The organism is Methylobacterium sp. FF17 (assembly GCF_025813715.1).
Lineage (GTDB): Bacteria > Pseudomonadota > Alphaproteobacteria > Rhizobiales > Beijerinckiaceae > Methylobacterium > Methylobacterium flocculans.
In genome coordinates this window covers 4,579,783-4,602,713 of sequence record NZ_CP107532.1, presented here as the reverse complement: position 1 = coordinate 4,602,713, position 22,931 = coordinate 4,579,783, and the positions used below count along the sequence as shown (strand labels likewise).

Here is a 22,931-nt window from a genome sequence, read left to right as displayed (position 1 = left end):
CATGTCCGGCGACGGCTCCCGCCCGGCGACCCTCGATCTGCTGTCGCGGCTCGTCTCGTTCGACACCGAGAGTTCGAAGTCGAATCTCGGGCTGGTCGACTGGGTCACCGAGTACCTCGCCGGCCTCGGCGTCACCGCGCTGCGTGTGCCGAACGCGGCTGGCGACAAGGCGGCCCTGTTCGCCACCATCGGCCCGAACATCGACGGCGGCATCGTGCTCTCCGGGCATACCGACGTCGTGCCGGTGACGGGCCAGGCCTGGAGCGCCGACCCCTTCACCCTGCGGGTGGCGGACGGACGCGCCTACGGACGCGGCGCCGTCGACATGAAGGGGTTCTGCGCCCTGGCGCTCGCGGCGGTCCCGCGCTTTCGCGCCGCCGATCTCAAGCGCCCGATCCACATCCTCCTGTCCTACGACGAGGAGACCACCTGCCTCGGGGTGGCCGACACCATCGCGCGCTTCGGGGGCGACCTGCCGCGTCCGGGCGCCGTGATCGTCGGCGAGCCGACCGACCTGGAGGTGGCCGACGCGCACAAGAGCATCGTCACCTACTTCACCACGGTGCACGGGCACGAGGCGCATTCGGCCAAGCCCATGCTTGGGGCCAACGCCGTGATGGCGGCGGCCGACCTCGTCGCAGAATTGAACCGGATCGCCGACGTGATGATCGCACGGGGCGACGCCTCGGGGCGGTTCGACCCGCCCGCCACCACCGTGCATGTGGGCACCATCTCGGGGGGGACGGCGCGCAACATCCTGCCCAAGATCTGCACATTCCACTGGGAGTTCCGCGGCCTGCCCGACCTCGACATGGGCGAGATTCCGGCGCTCTTCGAGGACAAGGTGCGAACCGTACTGCGGGACCGCCTCAACCGCTACGGTGATTACGGGCGCATCGAGACGGTGGAGGAGGTCTCGGTGCCGGGCCTCGCGCCGGAGCCCGGCTCGGTGGCCGAGCGCCTGGCCCTGCGGGTGGCGGGGCGCAACCACACGATCTCGGTCCCCTACGCCACCGAAGCCGGACGCTTCCAGGGCGCCGGCATCCCGACGGTCGTCTGCGGCCCCGGCTCCATCGATCAGGCGCACCAGCCCGACGAGTACATCACCCTCGCGGCGCTCGAGGCCGGCGAGGCTTTCATGGACCGGCTCATCGCCGAATGCGTGGCACCATGACATCCTTCACACCCCGGACCATCGCGGCCGACGGACCCGTGAAGCTGCGCCCGCTGGAGCGCGAGGACCTGATGTTCGTGCATCAGCTCAACAACAACGACAGCATCATGCGCTACTGGTTCGAGGAGGCCTACGAGTCCTTCGCCGAACTGGCGCAGCTCTACGAGCGCAACATCCACAACCAGACCGAGCGGCGCTTCATCATCGCGAATTCCGACGGGAATCCCGCCGGGCTCGTCGAGCTCGTGGAGATCAACCACCTGCACCGGCGCTGCGAGTTCCAGATCGCGATCCACCCCGCCTTCCAGGGGCAGGGCTACGCCCCCCGCGCCACCCGCATCGCCATGGACTACGCCTTCAGCGTCCTGAACATCCACAAGCTCTACCTGCACGTGGACAAGGACAATGCCCGTGCGGTGCGCATCTACGAGCGCTGCGGTTTCAAGCCCGAAGGCATCCTCAAGGACGAGTTCTTCGTGAACGGCAAGTACCGCGATGCGGTGCGCATGTGCCTGTTCCAGCCCGCCTATCTCGCCCGCCGGGGCGGCGGCGACATCGCCGAGCCGGTGTTGAAGGCCTGATCGCGCGCGGGGCCGGTCCCCTGCGGAGGCCCGATGCCGAGCCCCCGAAGGGCCCGGCACCGGTACGGCTCTCGCGTTGAGTCGGACTCAACGGAGGTCTGCCATCGGGGATCAGTTGCGGCCCGCGCCGCCCTGACCGCCCGTGCGCTCGCCGGCTCCGCCGCCCGTGTTGCCACCACCCATGTCGCCACGGCCCGCCCCGCCGGTCGCGCCGCGCTCGGAGGCGCCTCCGCTGCGGCTGCCCGCGTTCATGGTCCCCCGCTCGGCCCCACCCGAGCGGTCCGCCGCGTTGCGGATGCCCGCACCCTCGCCGGTGCGGTTGCCGTCCATGGCCCGGTCGTTGGAGTCGCGGCCCCGCTCGCCCGTCCGACGCGTGTCGGCATTGCGGATTCCCTCGCGCGACTCGCCCTGCGTGGCACGCACGTCGGTGGTCTCCCGGCCGGTGCGGTCCCGGCGAACGTCGCGCCGCTCCTCAGAGCGTGAGACGGCGTTGCCCCGGAAGCTGCGTTCCTCGAACCGGGCGCCGACGGTGCCGCCGCGCCGCTCCGTCACGCTGAGGCGACGGTATTCCGGCGAGCCGTAGAGGACGCGCTGGCCGCGCACCACCACGTAGCGGGTGCCGGGGCGGCGCGTCGTCTCCTCGACGCGGACGAGGCGGCGATACTGGGGCGACCCGTAGAGCACGCGCTGACCCCGGATGGTGACGTAGCGCCGGCGCGAGCGTTCGACGACGTGATCGCCCCCGCGATGCTCCACCGTGACGAGGCGGCGATATTCCGGCGAGCCGTAGACCACGCGCCGGCCGCCGATGAATACGAAGCGGCCGGAGCGGCGTCCGCCCTCGTAGCGCTCGCTGCGCGATTCGGTGCGGGCCTCGGTGCGAGCTTGGGTCGAAACGCGCTCGCGCTGGTCGCGTTCGCCGATCCGATCCCCGCGCTCGGAGGTCCGGGCCGCCCGATCACCACCGCGCTCGCCCCGCGCGCCGTCCCGGTCGCCGCTGCGCGCCTGCGCGTCGCGGCCCTGGCTCTCCCCGCCCCGGGAGTCCCTGTCCTGCCGGGCGGCGGTGTCGCCGCGCTGACCCGCGTCGCCACGTCCGCCGGCCTCGGCGCGGCCTCCGATCTCGCCGCGGGCGCCCGCGCCCTCGGCGCCAGCTCCGCCCTGGCCACGCCCGGCGGCCCCGTTGCGGGCGCCGGCCTCGCCGTTCCCGGCGGAGGCACCCGCCTGTCCCGCGCCCTGCGCATAGGCCGACGTCGTCATCAGCAGCGCCGTCAAACCGACCACGAATTTCTTCATTGACGTTCCTCCTGAGCCCTTGATGGGCAGATGCGAGAAACCCCAAACGTCGAAATGTCAGAAACGGTTCAAATACAAGCGTCGGATGCGGACCTGACGATTTGCGACGTCTGGTCCTAAATAACAGTCAAGCTTGCCGATACTGGTCGGAGCTTGCGGGCGTGGGCGCCTTCAGCTGCCTGACCGCGCCGCGACTTCGGCTTCCACGGCAGCCGGATCGAGATCGTATCGCCGCGAGCAGAACTCGCAGGTGATGCCGATGCGGCCGTCATCGGCGATCATGTCCCGGCGCTCCTGCTCCGAGAACGCCACGATCATGCCCATCACCCGCTCCGGCGAGCAGCGGCACTGCTCCCGCACGCCTTGCGCTTCGAACACGCGCACGCCGCGCTCGTGGAACAGGCGGTAGAGCAGGCGCTCGGCGGAGACCTCCGGGTCGACGAGTTCGTGGTCCTCGATGGTGGACACGAGGCTGCGCGCCTCCACCCAGGCATCGTCCTCGGGCACCCCTTGAGCGTCGAGGTGGACGTGGCCCTCGGGGATGTCGCCCGGGGGCAGATCGGCGAGCCGCGCCCGGTCGATCGACTGGGGCAGGAACTGCACGAGCAGCCCGCCGGCCCGGTAGGCCGCGGTGCCGCCCGCGAATTGCTCGGCGACCGCGAGGCGCACCTGCGTCGGGATCTGCTCGGACTGGCGGAAATACTGGTGCGCCGCCTCCTCCAGGCTCTGGCCCTCCAGGGCGACGACGCCCTGGTAGCGGCTGCTGGTCGGGCCCTGGTCGATGGTCATGGCCAGATGCCCCTGCCCGATCAGGTCCTGGTCCAGCAGCGGGCCGACGCCCAGGGCCTCCACCCGCGCGGTGTCGAAGCGCGCGGTGGCGCGCAGGCGGTCGGGCGCCTCGAAATCGACGACGATCATCTCAACCGGGCCGTCGGTCTTGGTCTGGAGCTGGAACCGGCCCTCGAACTTCAGCGAGGAGCCGAGGAGCACGGTCAGCGCCGCGGCCTCGCCCAGGAGCCGCGCCACGGCGTCGGGATAGCCGTGCCGGCGCAGGATGGTGTCGACGGCGGGGCCGAGGCGGACCACGCGGCCGCGCACGTCCAGCGCCTCGACGGCGAAGGGCAGCACCACGTCGTCGTCGCCCTCGATGGCGACGGAGGGAAGGTCGTGTGCGGGGGTCGTTCCAGAGGTCATGGCGTCTCCGATCGGGCTCGACGGACGCGAGGGCCGGGCCGCGGACATCCCTGTCCCGCATCGCGGCGGTGCCAGGCAAGCGGGGCGTGGGAAACGCCGACGGAGATCGGCGGCGCACCAGCCGGAACGGCCGCGTTCGTCGCGGCGCCGTGCCCGGCCCTCGGTGAAGGATGAGCCCTATATAGGGACGCGAGCGCGGCCGCGCGACGGCCGCGCCTCGGGAAAGCGTCGTTCAGAGGCCGTTGGCGCGCAGGCACCAGGCCAGGATGCCCTTCTGCGCATGCAGGCGGTTCTCGGCCTCGTCGAAGATCACCGATTGCGGCCCGTCGATGACCTCGGCCGTGACCTCCTCGCCGCGATGGGCCGGCAGGCAATGCATGAAGATCGCGTCGGACCTGGCCGCTGCCATCAGCTTGGCGTCGACCCGGTAGGGCGCGAGGATGTTGTGGCGGTGCTGGTCGTCCTCGTCGCCCATCGAGACCCAGCAATCGGTGACCACCGCGTCGGCACCGTCCACCGCCTCGTAGGCGTCGGTGGTGACGTTGAGGGTCGCGCCTTGCGCCTTCGCCCAGTCCAGCAGGGGCTGGGGCGTCGCCAACTCGGGCGGCGCGGCGATGTTGAGGGTGAAGTCGAAGCGCGCGGCGGCGTGCGCCCAGGAGGCGAGCACGTTGTTGGCGTCCCCCGACCACGCGATGGTGCGGCCCCGGATCGGCCCGCGATGCTCCTCGAAGGTCAGGATGTCGGCCATGATCTGGCACGGGTGCGAGACCTTGGTGAGCGCGTTGATCACCGGCACGGTGGCGTATTCGGCGAGCTCCAGCATCAGGTCGTGGTCGAGGATGCGGATCATGATCGCGTCGACGTAGCGCGAGAGCACCCGGGCGGTGTCGCCCACGGTCTCGCCCCGGCCGAGCTGCATCTCGCCGCCCGTCAGCATCAGGGTCTCGCCCCCGAGTTCGCGCATGCCGACGTCGAACGACACGCGGGTGCGGGTCGAGGGCCGGTCGAACACCATCGCGAGGGTCTTGCCGACGAGCGGACGGTCCTCGGCGCGTTCCCCCTTGCGGCGGCGCGCCTTGATGGCGGCGGCGGCGTCCAGCACCGTGCGCAGCGTCTCGGCCGAGAAATCCTTGAGATCGAGGAAGTGGCGGGTCCCGTGCCCGGTCCCGTTCAGCGTCGTGGTCATCGTTCCGTTCTTTGTCTGCCTGGTCCCGGTCTGGGCATGCCCGGTCTCGGTGCTTCCGGGCTTCGCGTGAGGGGTCTGGACGGCCGTCCGTCCGGTCACTCGGCCGCCCCGCGCAGGCGCGCTCCGAAGCGTCCCGCCGTGGCGTCGAGGCGCTGCGCGGCCTCCGCCACGTCGGCTTCCGTGATGATCAGGGGCGGCAGCAGGCGCACCACGTTGTCGCCCGCCGGGATCACGAGCAGGTGCTCGTCCCGCGCGGCCGCCGCGAACTCGGCATTGAGCACGTTGAGCTTGAGGCCCAGCATCAGGCCCTCGCCGCGGATCTCGGCGATCACGTTGGGGTTCCGGTCCTGCACGGCGGCCAGGCGCTGCTTCAGGATGATGCCCATCCGCTCGACATGGTCGAGGAAGCCTTCGGCCAGCACCACGTCGAGCACCGCGTTGCCCACCGCCATGGCGAGCGGGTTGCCGCCGAAGGTGGTGCCGTGCGTGCCCGCGACCATGCCGCGCGCGGCCTCCGCCGTGGCGAGGCAGACTCCCAGCGGGAAGCCGCCGCCGATGCCTTTGGCCGCGCTCATGATGTCGGGGGTGATGCCCGACCATTCATGCGCGAACAGCCTGCCCGTGCGCCCGACCCCGGTCTGGACCTCGTCCATGATGAGCAGGAGGCCGTGTTCGTCGCAGAGCTCCCGCAGGCGCTGCAGGTCCGCGTACGGGATCACCCGCACGCCGCCCTCGCCCTGGATCGGCTCGATCATCAGGGCCGCCGTCTCTGGGCCGATCGCGGCCTCCAGCGCCGCGAAATCGCCGGTGGGCACCTGGTCGAACCCGTCCACCTTCGGACCGAAGCCCTCGATGTACTTCGCCTGGCCGCCGGCCGCGATGGTGGCGAGCGTCCGCCCGTGGAAGGCGCCCTCGAAGGTGATGATGCGGAAGCGCTCCGGGTGGCCCGCCGCCGCATGGAACTTGCGCGCCATCTTGATGGCGGCCTCGTTGGCCTCCGCCCCCGAATTGGCGAAGAAGGCCACGTCCGCGAAGGTCGCATCCACGAGGCGCCGGCCCAGCCGCTCGCCCTCGGGAATCTCGAACAGGTTCGAGGTGTGCCAGAGCTTCTGGGCCTGGGTGGTGAGGGCCTCCACGAGGTGCGGATGGGCATGGCCCAGCGCGTTCACCGCGATGCCGGCGCCGAAATCGAGGTATCGCTCGCCCCCGCGCGCCACGAGCCATGCGCCCTCGCCGCGCTCGAAGGCGATGGGGGCTCGGGCATAGGTCGGCAGAAGGGCGGATGTCACGATCCCGTCTTCCCGTGTCTGTCGCGGGCACGCGGGACGCGCGACCGCACCAAATGAAAGTGCCGCCTCGGATGGGGCGGCACGCGCGCGATTACTAGAGAAATGCCCAATTCTGTCAACGACAGAGCGCCTTCACATCCCTGACATGCCTGCCGATTAGGCTTTCGTCGGCGGTGTTCGCGCCGTGCCTTGCGCCGTTCTCCCGGACATGCTCAGAGCCGCGCCATATCGGCCCTCCGGCCCCGTCATCTTCACGAGGAATCACCCGCATGAGCTCCGTCACGGAACGCCTGGAAGCCCTCGGGCTCACCCTGCCGAAGGCGGCGGCCCCGGTCGCGAACTACGTCCCCTTCGTGCGCAGCGGCAACCTCGTGGTCGTCTCGGGCCAGATCTGCTTCGGCCCCGATGGCAAGATCGCCCCTGCCCACACGGGCAAGCTCGGCGCCGAGGTCTCGGTGGAAGACGGTGTCGCCGCCGCCCGGCTCTGTGCCCTCGGCGTGCTGGCCCAGGTGCAGGCGGCGGTGGGCGATCTCGACCGGGGCGTCGTGCAGTGCATCCGCCTCGGCGGCTTCATCAACGCGGTGCCGACCTTCGCGGGGCTCGCCGGCATCATGAACGGGGCCTCCGACCTCATGGTGGCGATCCTCGGCGATCGCGGCCGCCACGCCCGCTCCACCGTGGGCGTGGCCGAACTGCCCCTCGACGCGGCCGTCGAGGTCGAGGCGATGTTCGAGGTCAAATGAGCCCCAACGCCCCCGCCTGGCTCACCGCGCGGCCCATCGCCCATCGCGGCCTGCACGACCGGGCGGGCGGCGTACCCGAGAACACTCTGGCGGCGGCCGACGCGGCGATCGCCGGCCGCTACGCCATCGAGTGCGACGTCCAGCTGAGCGCCGACGGCGAGGCCATGGTGTTCCACGACGAGACCCTGGGACGCCTGACCACGGCCGCGGACGCGGTCGGCGCCTGCTCGGCCGAGGCCTTGAGCGCCCTGACGGTGGCGGGGAGCGCCGAGCGCATCCCGGTCCTGCCGGAATTCCTGGCACGGATCGGGGGCCGCACGCCCCTCGTGATCGAGGTGAAGTCCCGCTACACCGGCGACCTGCGGCTGGTGCGGCGGGTGGTCGAATGCGTGGCCGCCTATGACGGCCCGGTGGCGGTCAAATCCTTCGATCCCGGCCTCGTGGCGGCCCTGCGCACCCTCGCCCCGACCCTTCCGCGCGGCATCGTCGCCGAGACCCGCCAGGACGACCCGGCCTACGCCGCCCTATCCCCGAGCCTGCGGCGCTCTCTGCCCGACCTGCTGCATTTCGACGAGACCCGGCCCGACTTCCTGTCCTGGCGGGTGGACGACCTCCCCTGCGCGGCGACCCTCCTGTGCCGGCTGCTCGGCCAGCGCCCGGTGATGACCTGGACCGTGCGCAACGCGGACCAGCGCCGCCATGCCGAAGCCCATGCCGACCAGATGGTGTTCGAGGGGTTCTGCCCGTAGGGCGGGAGCCTTCGGGAACGCGACGCCGGCACCGCGCTCCACGGCATGCGGATTCAGGGCGTCGTAGGCAACCTCGTCGGGTTAGCGTCCGCGCCTGCCCGCGCTGCGGGTTCGCCGGTCCCATCATCGCCCCTGTTCGGCGGGCGCGGTTGGTCGGCGAGCGGCAGCGTGCCTCCGCCGCGAGGCAGGTTCCGAACGGGTCCCTCGAACGCGGACCCTGTCCCTGGGGCGCCCTGCGACGGCGGAGGCCGCGCGCCGCCCTTGGCCCACCTCTCCCGGGCGACTAGATTGCCCGGTGATGGATATTCCCGGCGAGACACCCGGCGCTCCGGCCGAGATCGTGACCGAACTGCAGGTGCGCGCGGTGCCGGGGCTCTCCGGGATCGCCGCGTCCGAGTGGGATGCCTGCGCCACTTCGGCCGAGACCCTCTCGGGGGGCGACGAGACCCACAATCCCTTCGTCTCGCACGCCTTCCTGTCGGCGCTGGAGGAATCCGGCTGCGTCTCCCGCAAGACCGGCTGGCTGCCGCTTCACGTGGCGGTGGAGCGCGAGGGCCGCCTCGTCGGGGTCGCCCCCTGTTACCTGAAGTCCCACAGCCAGGGCGAATACGTCTTTGACCACGGCTGGGCCGATGCGTACGAGCGCGCCGGGGGCAGCTACTACCCGAAGCTCCAGGTGAGCGTTCCCTTCACACCCGTCACCGGCCCACGCTTCCTCATCGCGCCGGGCAACGACGTGAACGAAGCCGCCTCCGCGATCGTGGCTGGCCTGCGCGCCCTGCGGACCGAGACCAAGGCCTCCTCGATCCACGTCACCTTCATGCAGGAGCGGGAATGGGCGCAGGCCGGGGCGCTCGGCTTCCTCGCCCGCGTCGACCAGCAGTTCCACTGGGACAATGCCGGCTACGCCACCTTCGAGGATTTCCTCGGGGCGCTGGCCTCCCGCAAGCGCAAGGCGATCCGGCGCGAGCGCCGCGATGCCCTGGCCAACGGCATCACCATCGAGCACGTCACCGGCGCCGACCTGACCCCGGCCCATTGGGACGCCTTCTACGAATTCTACGCCGACACGGGCGCGCGCAAGTGGGGGCGGCCCTACCTCAACCGCGCGTTCTTCAAGCTCCTGGGCGAGCGCATGCCCGAGCGGGTGCTGCTGGTGATGGCCAAGCGCGAGGGCCGCTACGTCGCCGGCGCCATCAATCTCATCGGCGACGTCGCCCTTTACGGACGCAACTGGGGCTGCGTCGAAGACCACCCCTTCCTGCATTTCGAGGTCTGCTATTATCAGGCCATCGATTTCGCGATCGCGCGCGGGTTGAAGCGTGTCGAGGCCGGCGCGCAAGGCGAGCACAAGCTCGCCCGGGGCTACCGCCCGGTCCTCATGCACTCGGCCCACGACATCGCCGATCCGGCCCTGCGTCGGGCGGTGGCCGATTACTTGGCGCGCGAACGCGAGCACGTGCTGGAGGCGGCGGAAGTCTTGGATACGCTGACGCCGTTCCGGCGCGAATGCGACGATCGTCCGGCATCCGACTTGCCTGAGGCCGCGCCGGAGGCCATGCCCTCCGAACCCCCGACGCCGAAGCCCCAGGAGAATCCGTGAGTCCGATCGACCGCATCAAAGATTTCGCCGACGACCTCGTCGCGATCCGCCGCGACTTCCATGCCCATCCCGAGCTCGGCTTCGAGGAGGTCCGCACCTCCGGCATCGTGGCGCAGGAACTCGCGCGCTACGGCGTCACCGTCCACCGGGGCATCGGCGGGACGGGCGTCGTGGGCGTTCTCGAGGGCCGCACGGGCTCCGGACGGTGCATCGCCCTGCGCGCCGACATGGATGCCCTGCCCATCGAGGAGGAGACCAACCTGAGCTACCGCTCGACGGTGCCGGGCAAGATGCACGCCTGCGGGCACGACGGCCACACCACCATGCTGCTGGGGGCCGCCCGCTACCTCGCCGAGACCCGCGACTTCGACGGCACCGCGCTGTTCGTGTTCCAGCCGGCGGAGGAGGGCCAGGGCGGCGCCCGTGCCATGATCGCCGACGGTCTCTTCGAAAAATTCCCCTGCGACGAGATCTACGCGATCCACAACCAGCCCAACGGCCCGCACGGCAAGATCAAGCTGCGTCCCGGCCCGGCCATGGCGGCGGCGGATTTCTTTGACATCCGCATCACCGGGCGCGGCGCGCACGCGGCCCAGCCGCAGCAGGGCATCGACCCCATCGTCGTGGGCTCCACCCTGGTCCAGGCCCTGCAATCGATCGTCTCGCGCAACGCCGATCCGCTCAAGAGCGCCGTCCTCTCCGTGACGCAGTTCCACGCGGGCGCCGCCTACAACGTGATCCCGGAGGGCGCGCACATCACCGGGACGGTGCGGACCTTCGACGCGGACCTGCGCACCCTCGTCTCGGCCCGCATCCGCGAGATCGCCAAGGGCATCGCCGTCGCGTACGGCGCCGTCATCGACGTTGAGATCCGCGACGTGTTCTCCGTGCTGATGAACAGTCCCGAGCACGCGGCCGCCGCCGCCGACGTCGCCCGCGAATTGTTCGGTCCCGAGGGCGTCGACGATCAGTCGAAGCCCCGCATGGGCAGCGAGGATTTCGCCGACATGGTGGCCCGCGTGCCGGGCGCCTATGCGTGGATCGGCGGGACGCCGGGCCCCGGCCTGCACAATGCGAGCTACGATTTCGACGACAGCATCATTCCGCTGGGCTCGGCCTTCCTCGCGCGCCTGGTCGAGTGTCGCACGGCCGCCTGAGGCCCGATCAAAGACGCCCGATTTTCGCGCCATTGCGGACTGGGAGGGCGGGGCCTTAGGAAAGGGGTCCGCCCTCCCGCACCCGGTACGGTCTCATTCCATGGACAGCCTGCACGACCTGATCCCGAGGGCGGCCGACGGGGCACCCTACCCCCTGGCCCAGCACCGGGGCCAGGTGATCCTCATCGTCAACACCGCCTCGAAATGCGGGTTCACCCCCCAATATGCCGGGCTGGAGGCCCTGGCCCGCAAGTTCGCGGCGCAGGGCCTCGTGGTGCTGGGCTTCCCCTGCAACCAGTTCGGCGCCCAGGAGCCGGGCGATGCCGCCGAGATCGCCGCCTTCTGCAGCTTGACCTACGATGTCGGTTTCCCGGTGTTGGCCAAGGTCGCGGTGAACGGACCGGGCGCCGATCCGGTCTTCGCGCACCTGACGAAGGCGAAGCCCGGACTGCTCGGCAGCCGGGCGATCAAGTGGAACTTCACCAAGTTCCTCGTCGGCCGCGACGGCCGGGTGATCGCGCGCTACGCACCGTCGACCAAGCCCGAGGCCCTGGAAGCGGCCATCGTCGCGGCGCTGGCGGCACCCGCGCGCTGAACCTCACGCCGTGACGGGGACGCCCTCGGCCGCGGCGCTCGTCCGCGCCTGGACCTCGATGAACACCCGCGTCACGTCGGGGCTGCGGGCCCGCAGCTTGGCCTCGATGCTTGCCACCATGGCCTCGATCTCGCCGGCGCTGAGCGTGTCGTCCATGTCGAGGCTGACATTCACCAGCACGTCGGAGGGCCCGAGGTGCTGGGTGAGCACGGCGTTGACGTGGTGGACGCCCTGCTCCTCGCGCACCACCGCGCGGATGGCGGCGACGAGCTCGGGGTCGGCCGCCTCGCCGATGAGGAGGCCGTGCGTCTCGACCATCAGGAAGATCGCCATGCCGATCAGGATCAGGCCGATGCCGATGGACGACCAGCCGTCGAGGGACGGCATGTCGAGGACATGGGCGAGGACGACGCCGGCGAGCGCCACCATGAGGCCCAGCAGCGCCGCGACATCCTCCGCCAGCACCGTGAACAGGGCCGGGTCCTTGGAGCGGCGGATGGCGGTGATCGGCGGCCGGCTGCCCTTCTCCGCCCAGAACGCCTTCAGGGCGACGGCGCAGGAATAGCCTTCCGCCAGGACCGCGAAGCCTAGGATCGCCACGTTCACCCAGAAGCCGGACAGGTGGTAGCCGAAGACGCTGGCGTCGGCGGACGGCTCGGGATGCTGGAGCTTGTGGATGCCCTCGTAGACCGCGAAGGCGCCGCCCCCGAGGAAGATGAACAGCGCGACGATGAAAGCGTAGAAGTAGATCTCGCGGCCGTAACCGAACGGGTGCTTCTCCGTCGCCGGCCGCCCGGCCCGCTTCAGGCCGATCAGGAGCAGGATCTGGTTGGCGGTGTCCACGACCGAATGGACGCCTTCGGCGAGCATGGCCGAACTGCCGGTCAGGAAGGCGCCGACGAACTTGGCCGCCGCGATGGCGAGGTTGGCGCCCGCCGCAGTGTAGATGGCGCTGGTGCTCTGGTGAGCCATGCGGAGGCGGTTCTCTCGGAGGGTGGGACGCGTGGACCGGCGACGCGCGCGTCGCCGGTGGTCGGGGCGCGCATCCAACGCACGGAACGGGGCCAAGGTTCTGGGGGACCGGATCGCGCCGAAGGGGTGTGGACGCCGGGGCTTCCCCTGTGCATCGTGCGCGCCGATCGCGTGACCGCAGACCCGGAGCCGCCCGCCATGCCCTCTTCCCACGAAGCGCCGGCCTACGATCCCGAGAATGTCTTCGCCAAGATCCTGCGCGGGGAGATTCCGGCCGAGCGGGTCTACGAGGATGCCGACACCCTCGCCTTCATGGATGTGATGCCCCAGGGGGACGGCCACACCCTGGTGATCCCCAAGGCCCCCGCCCGCGGCCTCCTCGACGCCGATCCGGATGCGCTGGCCGCGGTGGCGCGCACGGTGCAGCGCGTCGCCCGGGCGGTGAAGGCGGCCTTCGCGGCCGACGGCCTCACGGTGTTCCAGTACAACGAGCCGGCGGGCGGACAGACGGTGTTCCACCTGCACGTCCATATCCTGCCCCGCTTCGAGGGGGTGCCGCTGCAGCGGCACACGGGTGGCATGGCGGACAGGGCCGTCCTGGCGGAGCACGCGACCCGCATCCGGGCCGCCCTGGCGGACGACTGAGCCTTCGCCCGCAACCCTTGGCCTCGGACCAGATCCGCTTGATCCCTTCGGCGACTGAAATCCTTCCGGCCGGATGGCGGATCTGAGCTTCTCTCAGGCGCCGCGCCGGATCAGGCCATGCCGGCCGGCTGGCTGGCGAGCATCCGGCGCAGGGCGGCGTTCTCGGCCTCCAGCTCGCTGATCCGACGCATCAGCGCCAGCATCGCGGTGGCGTCCGACGCAGCGGCCGAGGAGGTCGGCGCGCCGGACGAGGAGGGCGGGGCGGCCTCGTCCACGAAGGCGACGCCGATGCCGTCCGGCCGGCGCCAGCACAACTGGGCGCGGTAGGTCCTCTCCTTCTGCGGAATGAAGAGTTCGAAGCTCTCCGGCAGGGTCGCGGTTTCGCTCAAGGCCAGGCGCGCGCCCGAGCTCGACATGTCCCGCACCAGGCAGTCCATGCTGGAAGCGCCCTTGTTGAAGAGGATCCGTCCCTTGAGGAACGTCCTCTGGCGGACTTCCTTGCGATTCTCCGACATGGCCCTCTCCGACAGGGACGGACTTCCGTACCGGCCTCCCCAAGAGACCGCACCCTCGCACGGGCCCCCTTAAGGAATGCTCGCCGCGATGAGCGACGCACCTCCGAGGGCCTCAGTTGAAGCGGCGGTCCGTGGTCTGGAAGAGATAGAAGCCGTTGAAGCGCACCGCCGTCTCGGCTGCGCGGTCGTCGAAATCGGATGGTGCATCGCCGGGGTCCCCGAGCTTGCCCCCGAAGGCCCAGCGCCCATTGCCCAGGAAGGGGGGCACGGCACGGCTTTCGGGCACGGCGCAGCACAGGCCCTCGACGCTCCTGAGGCAGAAAACGTTGTAGTTCTGCATCGGTCAACCTCCGATTCGCCCCGTCCAGGTTACGACCTAAGCAGCCAATCGGACAGCACTGTGTCGCTCACGTCTCTGGAACGTTACGGGCGAGTTCATCGAGCCAGGGCTGCGCGCTCCCGTCTGAGGGCGCGCGCCAGTCGCCGCGTGGCGACAGGGAACCTCCGGCCGAAACCTTCGGACCGTTCGGCAGGGCCGAGCGCTTGAACTGGCTGAAGCCGAAGAAGCGTTTGAGGAAGACCGCGAGCCAGCGCCGGATCTCGGGGAGGTCGTAGGCCCCGCGCTCGGGCTCGGGGAAGTCCGGCGGCCAGGCGCCGCGCTCCGCATCGCCCCAGGCATGCAGGGCCAGGAAGGCGATCTTCGAGGGGGGGAAGCCGTAGCGCAGGGTGTAGAACAGGGTGAAGTCCTGCAGCGCGTAGGGGCCGATCACGCTTTGCGTGCTCTGGGGCTTCGCGCCGGCTTCCACCGGCACCAGTTCCGGCGAGATCTCGGTGTCGAGGATCGCGCTCAGGGTCGCGCCGACTTCGGGCGCGAACTGATCCGTGCCCACGACCCAGCGGATGAGGTGCTGGATCAGGGTTTTCGGCACGCCGGCATTGACGCCGTAATGGCTCATCTGGTCGCCGACGCCGTAGGTGCACCAGCCGAGCGCCAGTTCCGACAGATCCCCCGTGCCGATCACGATGGCGCCGTTCTGGTTGGCGAGCCGGAACAGGTAGTCGGTGCGCAGGCCCGCCTGCACGTTCTCGAAGGTGACGTCGTAGACCGGCTCGCCCCGGCCGAACGGATGGTCCATTTCGGTGAGCATCACGCGCGCGGTGTCGCGGATGTCGATCTCGCGGGCGGTGGTGCCGAGTGCGGCCATCAGTGCGTGGGCATTGGCCTTGGTGCCCTCCGAGGTGGCGAAGCCCGGCAGGGTGTAGGCCAGGATGTTCGTGCGCGGCAGGCCGAGCTTATCCAGCGCCTTGGCCGCCACGATGAGGGCGTGGGTGGAATCGAGGCCGCCGGAGACCCCGATGACCACCCGCTTCGTGCCCGTGGCCTCCAGGCGCTGGGCGAGGCCCGCCACCTGGATGTTGTAGGCCTCGTAGCAATCCTGGGCGAGGCGTGCCGGATCGGCGGGCACGAAGGGGAATCGCTCCAGCCGGCGCATCAGGCCGAGGTCGCCGGCCGGCGGGTCGAGCCGGAACGGGACGCGGCGATAGGCGAGGGCGCGCCCGGCGCCGTCGACCCGGCCGGAATCCGCGAAGCTACCCATCTGGAGCCGCTCCTGCGCCAGGAGCCCGAGGTCGATGTCGGCCAGCGTCATCACGGGCTCGGCCGAGAAGCGCGCCCCCTCGGCGAGGCGCACTCCGTTCTCGTCGATGCTGGTCTGTCCGTCCCAGGACAGGTCGGTGGTCGATTCGCCCAGGCCCGCCGCCGCGTAGACGTAGGCGCACAGGCAGCGCATCGAGGCGGCGCGGGTGAGCAGGGCGCGGGATTCGGCCCGGCCCACCGTGATCGGGCTGCCCGAGAGGTTGGCGAGGATCGTGGCCCCGGCGAGCGCGGCGTCGGTGCCGGGGGAGGCGGGCACCCAGAGGTCCTCGCAGACCTCGATGCCGAGGACGAGATTCGGCACGTCCTCGGCCGGAAACAGCAGGTCGGTCCCGAAGGGCGCCTCGACGCCCGCCACCCGGATCGTTTCGCCCGCGAATCCGGCACCGGAGGCGAAGTGCCGCTTCTCGTAGAATTCCCGGTAGTTCGGCAGGAAGCTCTTCGGGATCACGCCGAGGAGCCGGCCGCGGTGGATGGCGAGCGCGCAGTTGTAGAGCCGGTGCCCCCAGCGCAGAGGCGCGCCGACGATGAGGACGGGCCGGAGCGAGGCCGATTCGGCGATGAGGCGGGCCAGTGCCGCCTCCACCGCGTCGAGCACCGTCACCTGCAGGAACAGGTCCTCGATGGCGTAGGCCGAGACGCAGAGCTCGGGGAACACCGCCAGGGCCGCGCCGGCCGCGTCGCAGGACCGGGCGAGGTCCAGGATCGCCTGCGCGTTGCGGCCGGGGTCCGCCGGGTGGCTGCGGGTGGTGCAGGCCGCGACCCGGGCGAAGCCGTGCCGGTAGAGGGAGTGGAAGCCCGGATCGGACGGAGCCGGTGGCGCGAGCGCCGAGGGATGGGACAAGGGGCAGGGCTCCGGGCAGGGCTCCGAGGATCGCGGGCGCACCTTAGCCTCGGAGCGCGGCCGCCTCCAGCGCAAGGGTTAAGGGTTGGAGTCGGCGGCAGGGGGAGGGTGCGGCGGGGGGATCAAGCGTCTGTTAACGACGATGCCGCTAACTCATGCCGAACCGCGCCGCTCCCGGCGGCGGATCCGTATCGAGTACATCCGGTCAATCATGCGCGCATCGGGACGGCTCCCCTACTCCCATCGTGATCCTTCGCGCCCCGTTCGCGGCGGCGACCGTCTCGGCCTGTCGATCGGCGCCCTGGCGCATCGGCTGATGAATCTCCGCGCCACCCTGTCCCGGCGCCTGGCCGGTCCGCCGCCGCGGCCGGACTACACCGTCGCCGCCACCCGCCCGACCCCGAGTTGGATGACGAGCCCGCAGGCCCTGGTCGGGCGGGGCGAGTTCGGACGGGGTGAAGTCGGGCGCGGTGAGGTCGGACGAGGTGAAGTCGGGCTTGCCTTCCGCCCAGCGCCGGCCGTCCAGGCCTGGCCCGCCCAGGTCTTCGACGATCGCGCCACCCTCGACATGATTCCGGGGCCCGCCCCGCTGTCCCGCCAGGACGACCTGATGGAGGGGGAGACGCCGGCCCCCCGCGTGCTGATCCGGACACCGCGCCGCCCCGCCGCGATCATGCCCGAGGGCGCCGACGTCCCTGCTCATGCCCATGCCCATGCTCATGCCGCCCTGCCGGAGCCGGGCCCGGCCGTGCGCTACACCCGCACCCCCGATCCCGTGCTCCACGAGCGTCGCCAGCGCGCCCTCGACGCCGAGCGCGCCGCCCGCGCGCAGGCCCACGCGGAGGCGGAGGCCGTAGCGCTTCGTCTGCAGGCCGAGCAGGATGCGATCCGCGCCGAGGCCGAGGCCCGGGAGCGCGCGGCCCTGGAGGCGCAGGCCGAGGCCGAGGCCCGGGCGGCGCAGGTGCCCGAGCCCCTGTGGCGGCAGCCCTTCGTCGCCCCCCCCGGCGTGCGCTTCTTCCGCAGCCCCGACCGCCGTCAGAGCCCGCCCGTCCTTGAGGCGCTCCTGCCGATCCCGGAGGCTGTCCAGATCCCGGCTGCGCAGGTCGAGCCCGTGCTTGCCGAGGCCGTCCTTGTCGAGCCGGTGGTGACTGCCGCCGCCATGATCCCCGACGACCGCGACTGGTCGGATGTGCCAGACTGGTCCGAAGTCCATGCCTGGTTCGACGGACGCGACAGCGCCGCCCTCGACGCCTGGTCCGCACTCCAGGCCGAGTCCGTGCCGCCGGTCGGCGAGCCCGAAGTCGGTGTCGCCGTCGCGTCCGAGCCCGTCGCGCCGGAGGCCGTCGAACCGGCTGCCGGGCCGGACCTCGCCGAGCCCGTCGCGACCCGGCCCGGCTACCGTTTCCAGCACCTGGTACGGTTCGAAACCTTCGGGCCGCCCTGCCCCGTCGAGGGTCAGGACAACGGTCAGGATCGTCATGACGGTCCGGATCGCCTGCCGGGCAGCCCGGTGGCGGCGCCTGCCCGGCAGGCCCCGCTCCACGCGATGGCGGCCCGCGCGGCGATCCGCTCCGGCCGGGCGACGCTCGCCCCGGTCGCGCCGGAGCCCGCACCCATGCCGGTCACCGACGCTCCGGCCCCCTCCCCTGCCCTGCCGGGCGCCACGCATTTCGTGACGGTCGCTCCCTTCATTCCGGCCCCCATCGCACCGGAAGCCCGCGCGGACGCGCCGGCCTTCGTGCCGACCGCGATCCCGACCCGGCCGGTCCTGCTGCGCAACCCCAAGGGCGCGCCGGGCATCGAGGCCGAGGCTCCCCCGGCCCTGCCGGAGGTGGTCGATGCCGAGACGCCCGAAGTCGAGATGATCGAGGCCGCGCCGGAGCCCACCGCTGCCCTGCCGGCGCCCGCCGTCAACATGCCGCGCGCGATCCTGCCCGAGCGCCCGCTCCTCATTCCCGCCGGCCGGCACGTGCCGATGTCCCTGGTCGAGAACGCGGATTACGAGCACCCTGCCCTCGAACTCCTGGCCGAGCCGCCCCTGAACGGCACCGAGGAGGTCGATGCCGACGTGCTGGAGCAGAATGCACTGAACCTCCAGCAGACCGTGCAGGATTTCGGCGTGCGCGGCGACATCCTCGCGGTGCGGCCCGGTCCCGTGGTGACGCTCTACGAACTGGAGCCGGCCCCCGGCACCAAGTCGAGCCGCGTGATCTCGCTCTCGGACGACATCGCCCGCTCCATGTCGGCGGTCTCGGCTCGCGTCGCCGTGGTCCCGGGGCGCAACGTCATCGGCATCGAGCTGCCGAATGACACCCGCGAGACCGTGTACCTTCGCGAGCTCCTCGCCTCGGCCGATTTCGGGATGAGCAAGCACAAGCTCGCCCTGTGTCTCGGCAAGAACATCGGCGGCGAGCCGATCATCGCCGATCTCGCCAAGATGCCCCACCTGCTGGTCGCCGGCACCACGGGCTCGGGCAAGTCGGTGGCGATCAACACCATGATCCTGTCGCTGCTCTACCGGATGAAGCCGGAGGAGTGCCGCCTGATCATGGTGGACCCGAAGATGCTGGAGCTCTCCGTCTACGACGGCATCCCGCACCTGCTCTCACCCGTCGTCATCGACCCGAAGAAGGCGGTCATCGCCCTCAAGTGGGCCGTGCGCGAGATGGAGGAGCGCTACAAGAAGATGTCGAAGATCGCCGTGCGCAACATCGACGGCTACAACGCGCGCATGGCCGAGGCCCGGGCCAAGGGCGAAGTCATCACCCGCGAGGTCCATACCGGCTTCAACCGCGAGACCGGCCAAGCCGTCTACGAGACGGAGGAGATGGACCTCTCGGCCCTGCCCTACATCGTGATCGTGGTCGACGAGATGGCCGACCTGATGATGGTGGCGGGCAAGGACATCGAGGGCGCGATCCAGCGTCTGGCCCAGATGGCGCGCGCGGCCGGCATCCACCTGATCATGGCGACGCAGCGCCCTTCCGTCGACGTGATCACCGGCACGATCAAGGCGAACTTCCCGACCCGGATCTCCTTCCAGGTGACGAGCAAGATCGACAGCCGCACGATCCTCGGCGAGATGGGCGCCGAGCAGCTGCTGGGCCAGGGCGACATGCTGTTCATGGCCGGCGGCGGGCGCACCACCCGCGTGCACGGGCCGTTCTGCTCGGATTCCGAGGTCGAGAGCGTGGTCGCCCACCTCAAGCGCCAGGGCCGGCCCTCCTACCTCGAGGCCGTCACGGCCGACGACGGCAGCGGTGACGAGAAGCCCGCCAAGGGCTCGAAGGCGGACAGGGCCGAGAAGGCCGACAAGGCCCCGGTCGCCGAGATCGAGGACCTCGACGCCCCGATCTTCGATGCCGGCGCCTATGCGGGCAGCGGCGGCATCGATCCCGGTGCCGAACTCTACGACCAGGCGGTGCAGGTGGTGATGCGGGACCGCAAGGCCTCGACCAGCTACATCCAGCGTCGCCTCCAGATCGGCTACAACCGCGCCGCCTCGATCATGGAGCGGATGGAGATCGAGGGGATCGTCGGTCCGGCGAACCATGCCGGCAAGCGCGAGATCCTGATGGAGGGGGGGCATGCCGCCTCGGGCATGATGTACGACGACGATTGAGCCGTCGGAATCCCGACCGTGCAGGCGGGGATCCGCGAAGGCTGGTCCCCGCCCCTCGCTCGGCGAGGGGCGCCCCCGCGCGGTCGCGTGGGTCCGCTCTCAGACCCCTGCGATCAGGTGCGCCAGGTCCAGGGCGACGCGGCCCGACATCAGGCTCCAGCCGCAGGCGATGATCGTGGCGACCATCACGAACGGAATCGGGCGCCGCTCCAGGCGCCGTCCCCGCACGGTGTTGCGCAGGATGATGAAGGGTGCGCCGAACGCCAGCATGGGCAGGGCCGCCACCGCCGTGACGCCGCCGCGCTCGAGCAGGCTGAAGCTGGCGCGGCGTTCGGTGAAGAGCTCGAACGCACTGGCGAGCAGGCCCGAGAGGGCCAGCCCGAGGCAGAGGGTCTGAAGGGATTCGAGGGCCGAAGGGCTGAGGGTCATGACGCGAACGCTCCAGCATCGGGAGAGGATGTGGAGCGCACTGTGCCGCGTCGTTTACGAAACGTTAAGGGTTTCCTGCCGTCAGGGTTAAGGCCGCGCACAGGCGCGTGCGCCCGCCGGGTCCCCGCGGCAGGGCGCGGGCCTCAATCTTCGAGGTCAATATCGAGGATCGCCATGGCGAAGTTGAACGAGCGGTCGCCGTCCTCGTCGTCCACCGAGACCACGCCGAGGAACTCTTCGCCCAGGTAGACCTCGGCCGAATCGTCCTTTTTGGGGCGGGGGACCAGGCGGATGTTGGTGTTGGCGAAGGTCCGGCGGAGGTAGTCCTGCACCTTCACAATGTCGGTCTTGTTCACGCTGATCGCCTCTCGCGTTGGAATGTCGGGGCATCCGGGCCTCGGGGCCACGTGCGGGGCCGCCGCGCTTGGCCGGTCACGGCCGTCGGCCGGGCTGGCCATCGCTTGCCACGCCGGTCGGGGATGGGCAAGCCGCGCCCGGCTCGGGTCGGCGATGCCTCAGATGCCGTCGGCCATGTGGATGAACGGGTCCATGGCCACGAGCTGGTCCATGGCGCGCGCGGGCTCGGCGCAGCCGGCGGTGCCGACCACGCGGGCCGGCACGCCCACCACGGTGGTGTGGGCCGGAACCGGGCGCAGCACCACGGAGCCTGCGGCGATGCGGGCGCAGGCCCCCACCTCGATGTTGCCCAGGATCTTGGCGCCGGCGCCGATCATCACGCCGTGCCGGATCTTCGGATGCCGGTCGCTGCCCTGCTTGCCCGTGCCGCCGAGGGTCACGGCGTGCAGGATCGAGACGTCGTCCTCGATCACCGCCGTCGAGCCGACCACGAGGCCGGTGGCATGGTCGAGGAAGATGCCGCGGCCGATCCGGGCCTGCGGGTGGATGTCGGTCTGGAACACCTCCGACGACCGGCTCTGGAGGTACAGGGCGAGGTCGCGCCGGCCCTGCCCCCAGTACCAGTGCGCGAGCCGGTGAGCCTGGATGGCGTGGAAGCCCTTGAAGTACAGCACCGGCTCGATCGCTCGGCTGGTGGCGGGGTCGCGGTCGAGCACGGCCGCGATGTCGGCGCGGAAATCCTGGCCGAGGCGCGGCTCGGCACCGATCGCCTCGTGGAAGCCGTGGGCGATGAGTTCGGCCGGAAACGAAGCGTGTCCCAGCCGGGCGGCGACCCGGTGGGCCACCGCGCCTTCGAGGGAGGTATGGTTGAGGATCGTCGCCACGATGAACGAGGCGAGTTGCGGCTCCTCGCGGACGATGGTCTCGGCCTCGGTGCGCAGGCGGGCCCAGGTCGGATCGCAGACGGCCAGCGGCTCTGTGCCCTTCGTGGAGACGGGGAATGGGCTGGCGGACATCGGGTCCTCCTCTGGACCGGGCTCATCTCTTGGGACCGGGCTCATCCGACCGGACGCAGCCGCTCGCGCTGCAGCGATCGGTAGATAGTGCTTTCCCGCCCGTGAACAAACGTCCCCCGTGCGCGGCGCGCCGGAGAGGTTCCGTCTTGGAGGGCGCGTCGGCGAGGGTAGGACCGCGCGGTCCGGGCTCGCCGCAGTGCGGCGCGAGGCCCTGAGCCCGGGGTGCGCGGCGCCGCCGGTCGAGGCCGGGCCCCTGCCCGGCCGGATCGATCGAATCAGGCGCTGCGCCGATGGTCCAGGTTGCCGAAGCGGGCCTCGATCGCCTCGGCCAGGCGGTCGACCATGACCTCGACGGGGACGTCGGAGGTGTCCACCACGGACGAGGCGCGGGCATAGAGGGGCTCGCGGCTGGCGAGCACCGCCCGCAGCTCCTGCATCGCCGAGGGATGGTCACCCGTGGTGGCGAGGTCGCCCTGGTCGCGCACCCGCTGCATGTGCTCCTCGGGCCGGGCCCGCAGCCAGATGGTGAAGAAGGCCTGGAGCAGCAGGTCGTAGGTCAGGGGCTCGGCCACGATGCCGCCGCCGGTGGCGAGCACCAGGGGCCCGGGATGCTCGGTGAGGCGGCGCAGGGCGGCCTGCTCCAGCCGGCGATAGCCCTCCTGGCCGTAGATCGCGAAGATCTCCTTGACCGAGAGCGCGTTCTCCCGCTCGATCTCGGCGTTGAGCTCCACGAAGGTCCAGCCCAGGCGATCGGCGACGCGCCGCCCGAGGGTTGACTTGCCAGCCCCGCGCAGGCCGATCACCGCGACGCGCGGCTGCGGCGTCTCGCTGCCGGCCGAGGATTGCCCCGACAGGATGCCCTTGGCCAGCGTCACCTGCTCGGGCGAGGCGTTGACCAGGAGATCCCGGATCACCTGCCAGTCCGGCTGCGTGTCCTGGCCGGCGATCAGGTCGTCGAGACGCACGCCCATGGCGTTGGCGACCCGGCGCAGCAGGATGATCGAGACGTTACCCTGTCCGCTCTCCAACTGCGCGATGTAGCGCTCCGACAGGCCGGAGGTCTGCGAAAGGAGCTTGCGCGACAGGCCGCGCACGGTCCGGGCATGGCGAACCCGCCGACCGAGATCGGACAGGAAGATCGATTCTTGTTCTACCGCGCCGGCCATGCCGTCGTCCGCTTCCTCGAAATACACTCAGGACGTACGCCCGCGCGTAGGTTGCAACTGGAACAACAATGTCCAGGAACATGATCCCTGGAATTGTGAACTATTTTGCTGCGACGAAAGCGAAACTCGAGCCCGAACACGATGCCT

21 protein-coding genes are annotated in these 22,931 nt (G+C 70.8%); 9 read left to right on the top strand and 12 right to left on the bottom strand.

Annotated elements, in window-relative coordinates:
• Position 1: 1 nt before the first annotated feature.
• The gene (gene argE / locus OF380_RS22060) at positions 2 to 1,174 is read left to right on the top strand and encodes an acetylornithine deacetylase (protein ID WP_264047618.1); all 1,173 of its coding nucleotides are present in this window, start codon (positions 2 to 4) and stop codon (positions 1,172 to 1,174) included.
• Positions 1,171 to 1,755, top strand: coding sequence for a spermidine N1-acetyltransferase (gene speG, locus OF380_RS22055; RefSeq protein ID WP_264047616.1), 585 nt, complete (start codon positions 1,171 to 1,173; stop codon positions 1,753 to 1,755). Before argE ends, speG begins: the two co-directional genes overlap by 4 nt.
• 111 nt (positions 1,756 to 1,866) lie before the next feature.
• On the opposite strand, the gene OF380_RS22050 is transcribed toward speG, so the two are convergent.
• The 4 genes from OF380_RS22050 to OF380_RS22035 all read right to left on the bottom strand — a co-directional run bounded on the left by OF380_RS22050 (position 1,867) and on the right by OF380_RS22035 (position 6,717).
• Entirely contained in the window at positions 1,867 to 3,048 is a 1,182-nt protein-coding gene (locus OF380_RS22050) for an LptF/LptG permease family protein (protein WP_264047614.1), read from the bottom strand.
• Between the two features lie 171 nt (positions 3,049 to 3,219).
• On the bottom strand, positions 3,220 to 4,242 hold the full coding sequence (locus OF380_RS22045) for an Hsp33 family molecular chaperone (RefSeq protein ID WP_264047612.1): 1,023 nt from the start codon (positions 4,240 to 4,242) through the stop codon (positions 3,220 to 3,222).
• Positions 4,243 to 4,474: 232 nt separating this feature from the next.
• Positions 4,475 to 5,428: an ornithine carbamoyltransferase gene (gene argF / locus OF380_RS22040; protein WP_264047610.1), complete on the bottom strand. Its 954-nt coding sequence runs from the start codon at positions 5,426 to 5,428 to the stop codon at positions 4,475 to 4,477.
• A 95-nt stretch (positions 5,429 to 5,523) separates the two neighbouring features.
• Positions 5,524 to 6,717, bottom strand: coding sequence for an aspartate aminotransferase family protein (locus OF380_RS22035; protein ID WP_264047608.1), 1,194 nt, complete (start codon positions 6,715 to 6,717; stop codon positions 5,524 to 5,526).
• Between the two features lie 269 nt (positions 6,718 to 6,986).
• Here OF380_RS22035 and OF380_RS22030 point away from each other — a divergent pair, with 269 nt between their 5' ends.
• From OF380_RS22030 to OF380_RS22010, 5 genes are all read left to right on the top strand, one after another.
• Complete coding sequence (locus tag OF380_RS22030) at positions 6,987 to 7,460, top strand: RidA family protein (protein ID WP_264047606.1); 474 nt, start codon at positions 6,987 to 6,989, stop codon at positions 7,458 to 7,460.
• Positions 7,457 to 8,209 carry a glycerophosphodiester phosphodiesterase family protein gene (locus OF380_RS22025; RefSeq protein ID WP_264047604.1) on the top strand — a complete coding sequence of 251 codons (753 nt, stop codon included), beginning with the start codon at positions 7,457 to 7,459 and terminating at the stop codon, positions 8,207 to 8,209. Before OF380_RS22030 ends, OF380_RS22025 begins: the two co-directional genes overlap by 4 nt.
• Before the next feature lie 298 nt (positions 8,210 to 8,507).
• Positions 8,508 to 9,812 (top strand): GNAT family N-acetyltransferase, encoded by a 1,305-nt coding sequence (locus OF380_RS22020; RefSeq protein ID WP_264047600.1) that lies wholly within the window; start codon positions 8,508 to 8,510, stop codon positions 9,810 to 9,812.
• Positions 9,809 to 10,969 carry a M20 aminoacylase family protein gene (locus OF380_RS22015; protein ID WP_264047598.1) on the top strand — a complete coding sequence of 387 codons (1,161 nt, stop codon included), beginning with the start codon at positions 9,809 to 9,811 and terminating at the stop codon, positions 10,967 to 10,969. The genes OF380_RS22020 and OF380_RS22015 overlap by 4 nt, the downstream gene beginning before the upstream one ends.
• 100 nt (positions 10,970 to 11,069) lie before the next feature.
• Positions 11,070 to 11,564 (top strand): glutathione peroxidase, encoded by a 495-nt coding sequence (locus OF380_RS22010; RefSeq protein WP_264047595.1) that lies wholly within the window; start codon positions 11,070 to 11,072, stop codon positions 11,562 to 11,564.
• A gap of 3 nt (positions 11,565 to 11,567) precedes the next feature.
• Here OF380_RS22010 and OF380_RS22005 read toward each other — a convergent pair whose 3' ends face one another.
• The gene (locus OF380_RS22005; RefSeq protein ID WP_264047594.1) at positions 11,568 to 12,536 is read right to left on the bottom strand and encodes a cation diffusion facilitator family transporter; all 969 of its coding nucleotides are present in this window, start codon (positions 12,534 to 12,536) and stop codon (positions 11,568 to 11,570) included.
• Positions 12,537 to 12,734: 198 nt separating this feature from the next.
• On the opposite strand from OF380_RS22005, the gene OF380_RS22000 reads away from it, so the two are divergent.
• The gene (locus OF380_RS22000; protein ID WP_264047591.1) at positions 12,735 to 13,181 is read left to right on the top strand and encodes an HIT family protein; all 447 of its coding nucleotides are present in this window, start codon (positions 12,735 to 12,737) and stop codon (positions 13,179 to 13,181) included.
• Between the two features lie 110 nt (positions 13,182 to 13,291).
• On the opposite strand, the gene OF380_RS21995 is transcribed toward OF380_RS22000, so the two are convergent.
• The 3 genes from OF380_RS21995 to OF380_RS21985 form a co-directional block, all read right to left on the bottom strand.
• Positions 13,292 to 13,696 (bottom strand): PilZ domain-containing protein, encoded by a 405-nt coding sequence (locus OF380_RS21995; protein WP_264047589.1) that lies wholly within the window; start codon positions 13,694 to 13,696, stop codon positions 13,292 to 13,294.
• A gap of 112 nt (positions 13,697 to 13,808) precedes the next feature.
• A complete protein-coding gene (locus OF380_RS21990; protein ID WP_264047587.1) occupies positions 13,809 to 14,036 on the bottom strand; it encodes a hypothetical protein in 228 nt (75 codons plus the stop codon).
• 67 nt (positions 14,037 to 14,103) lie between these two features.
• Entirely contained in the window at positions 14,104 to 16,194 is a 2,091-nt protein-coding gene (locus OF380_RS21985) for an NAD(+) synthase (protein ID WP_264047585.1), read from the bottom strand.
• Between the two features lie 211 nt (positions 16,195 to 16,405).
• On the opposite strand from OF380_RS21985, the gene OF380_RS21980 reads away from it, so the two are divergent.
• A complete protein-coding gene (locus tag OF380_RS21980; protein ID WP_404810491.1) occupies positions 16,406 to 19,816 on the top strand; it encodes a DNA translocase FtsK in 3,411 nt (1,136 codons plus the stop codon).
• 99 nt (positions 19,817 to 19,915) lie between these two features.
• On the opposite strand, the gene OF380_RS21975 is transcribed toward OF380_RS21980, so the two are convergent.
• The 4 genes from OF380_RS21975 to OF380_RS21960 all read right to left on the bottom strand — a co-directional run bounded on the left by OF380_RS21975 (position 19,916) and on the right by OF380_RS21960 (position 22,784).
• Positions 19,916 to 20,245: a DUF6949 family protein gene (locus OF380_RS21975; RefSeq protein WP_264047583.1), complete on the bottom strand. Its 330-nt coding sequence runs from the start codon at positions 20,243 to 20,245 to the stop codon at positions 19,916 to 19,918.
• A 143-nt stretch (positions 20,246 to 20,388) separates the two neighbouring features.
• Positions 20,389 to 20,601: a DUF3126 family protein gene (locus OF380_RS21970; RefSeq protein WP_264047581.1), complete on the bottom strand. Its 213-nt coding sequence runs from the start codon at positions 20,599 to 20,601 to the stop codon at positions 20,389 to 20,391.
• Between the two features lie 159 nt (positions 20,602 to 20,760).
• Positions 20,761 to 21,618 (bottom strand): serine O-acetyltransferase, encoded by an 858-nt coding sequence (gene cysE / locus OF380_RS21965; RefSeq protein ID WP_264047579.1) that lies wholly within the window; start codon positions 21,616 to 21,618, stop codon positions 20,761 to 20,763.
• Between the two features lie 275 nt (positions 21,619 to 21,893).
• The gene (locus tag OF380_RS21960) at positions 21,894 to 22,784 is read right to left on the bottom strand and encodes a helix-turn-helix transcriptional regulator (protein WP_264047577.1); all 891 of its coding nucleotides are present in this window, start codon (positions 22,782 to 22,784) and stop codon (positions 21,894 to 21,896) included.
• Positions 22,785 to 22,931: the final 147 nt, after the last annotated feature.

Coding starts and splice junctions, on each gene's coding strand:
- OF380_RS22025 (WP_264047604.1), top strand. CDS start 7,457: ATGAGCCCCAACGCCCCCGCCTGGCTCACCGCGCGGCCCATCGCCCAT.
- argE (WP_264047618.1), top strand. CDS start 2: ATGTCCGGCGACGGCTCCCGCCCGGCGACCCTCGATCTGCTGTCGCGG.
- OF380_RS22030 (WP_264047606.1), top strand. CDS start 6,987: ATGAGCTCCGTCACGGAACGCCTGGAAGCCCTCGGGCTCACCCTGCCG.
- argF (WP_264047610.1), bottom strand. CDS start 5,428: ATGACCACGACGCTGAACGGGACCGGGCACGGGACCCGCCACTTCCTC.
- OF380_RS22005 (WP_264047594.1), bottom strand. CDS start 12,536: ATGGCTCACCAGAGCACCAGCGCCATCTACACTGCGGCGGGCGCCAAC.
- OF380_RS21980 (WP_404810491.1), top strand. CDS start 16,406: ATGCGCGCATCGGGACGGCTCCCCTACTCCCATCGTGATCCTTCGCGC.
- OF380_RS21960 (WP_264047577.1), bottom strand. CDS start 22,784: ATGGCCGGCGCGGTAGAACAAGAATCGATCTTCCTGTCCGATCTCGGT.
- OF380_RS21990 (WP_264047587.1), bottom strand. CDS start 14,036: ATGCAGAACTACAACGTTTTCTGCCTCAGGAGCGTCGAGGGCCTGTGC.
- OF380_RS22010 (WP_264047595.1), top strand. CDS start 11,070: ATGGACAGCCTGCACGACCTGATCCCGAGGGCGGCCGACGGGGCACCC.
- OF380_RS22045 (WP_264047612.1), bottom strand. CDS start 4,242: ATGACCTCTGGAACGACCCCCGCACACGACCTTCCCTCCGTCGCCATC.
- OF380_RS22020 (WP_264047600.1), top strand. CDS start 8,508: ATGGATATTCCCGGCGAGACACCCGGCGCTCCGGCCGAGATCGTGACC.
- OF380_RS21995 (WP_264047589.1), bottom strand. CDS start 13,696: ATGTCGGAGAATCGCAAGGAAGTCCGCCAGAGGACGTTCCTCAAGGGA.
- cysE (WP_264047579.1), bottom strand. CDS start 21,618: ATGTCCGCCAGCCCATTCCCCGTCTCCACGAAGGGCACAGAGCCGCTG.
- OF380_RS21975 (WP_264047583.1), bottom strand. CDS start 20,245: ATGACCCTCAGCCCTTCGGCCCTCGAATCCCTTCAGACCCTCTGCCTC.
- speG (WP_264047616.1), top strand. CDS start 1,171: ATGACATCCTTCACACCCCGGACCATCGCGGCCGACGGACCCGTGAAG.
- OF380_RS22050 (WP_264047614.1), bottom strand. CDS start 3,048: ATGAAGAAATTCGTGGTCGGTTTGACGGCGCTGCTGATGACGACGTCG.
- OF380_RS22000 (WP_264047591.1), top strand. CDS start 12,735: ATGCCCTCTTCCCACGAAGCGCCGGCCTACGATCCCGAGAATGTCTTC.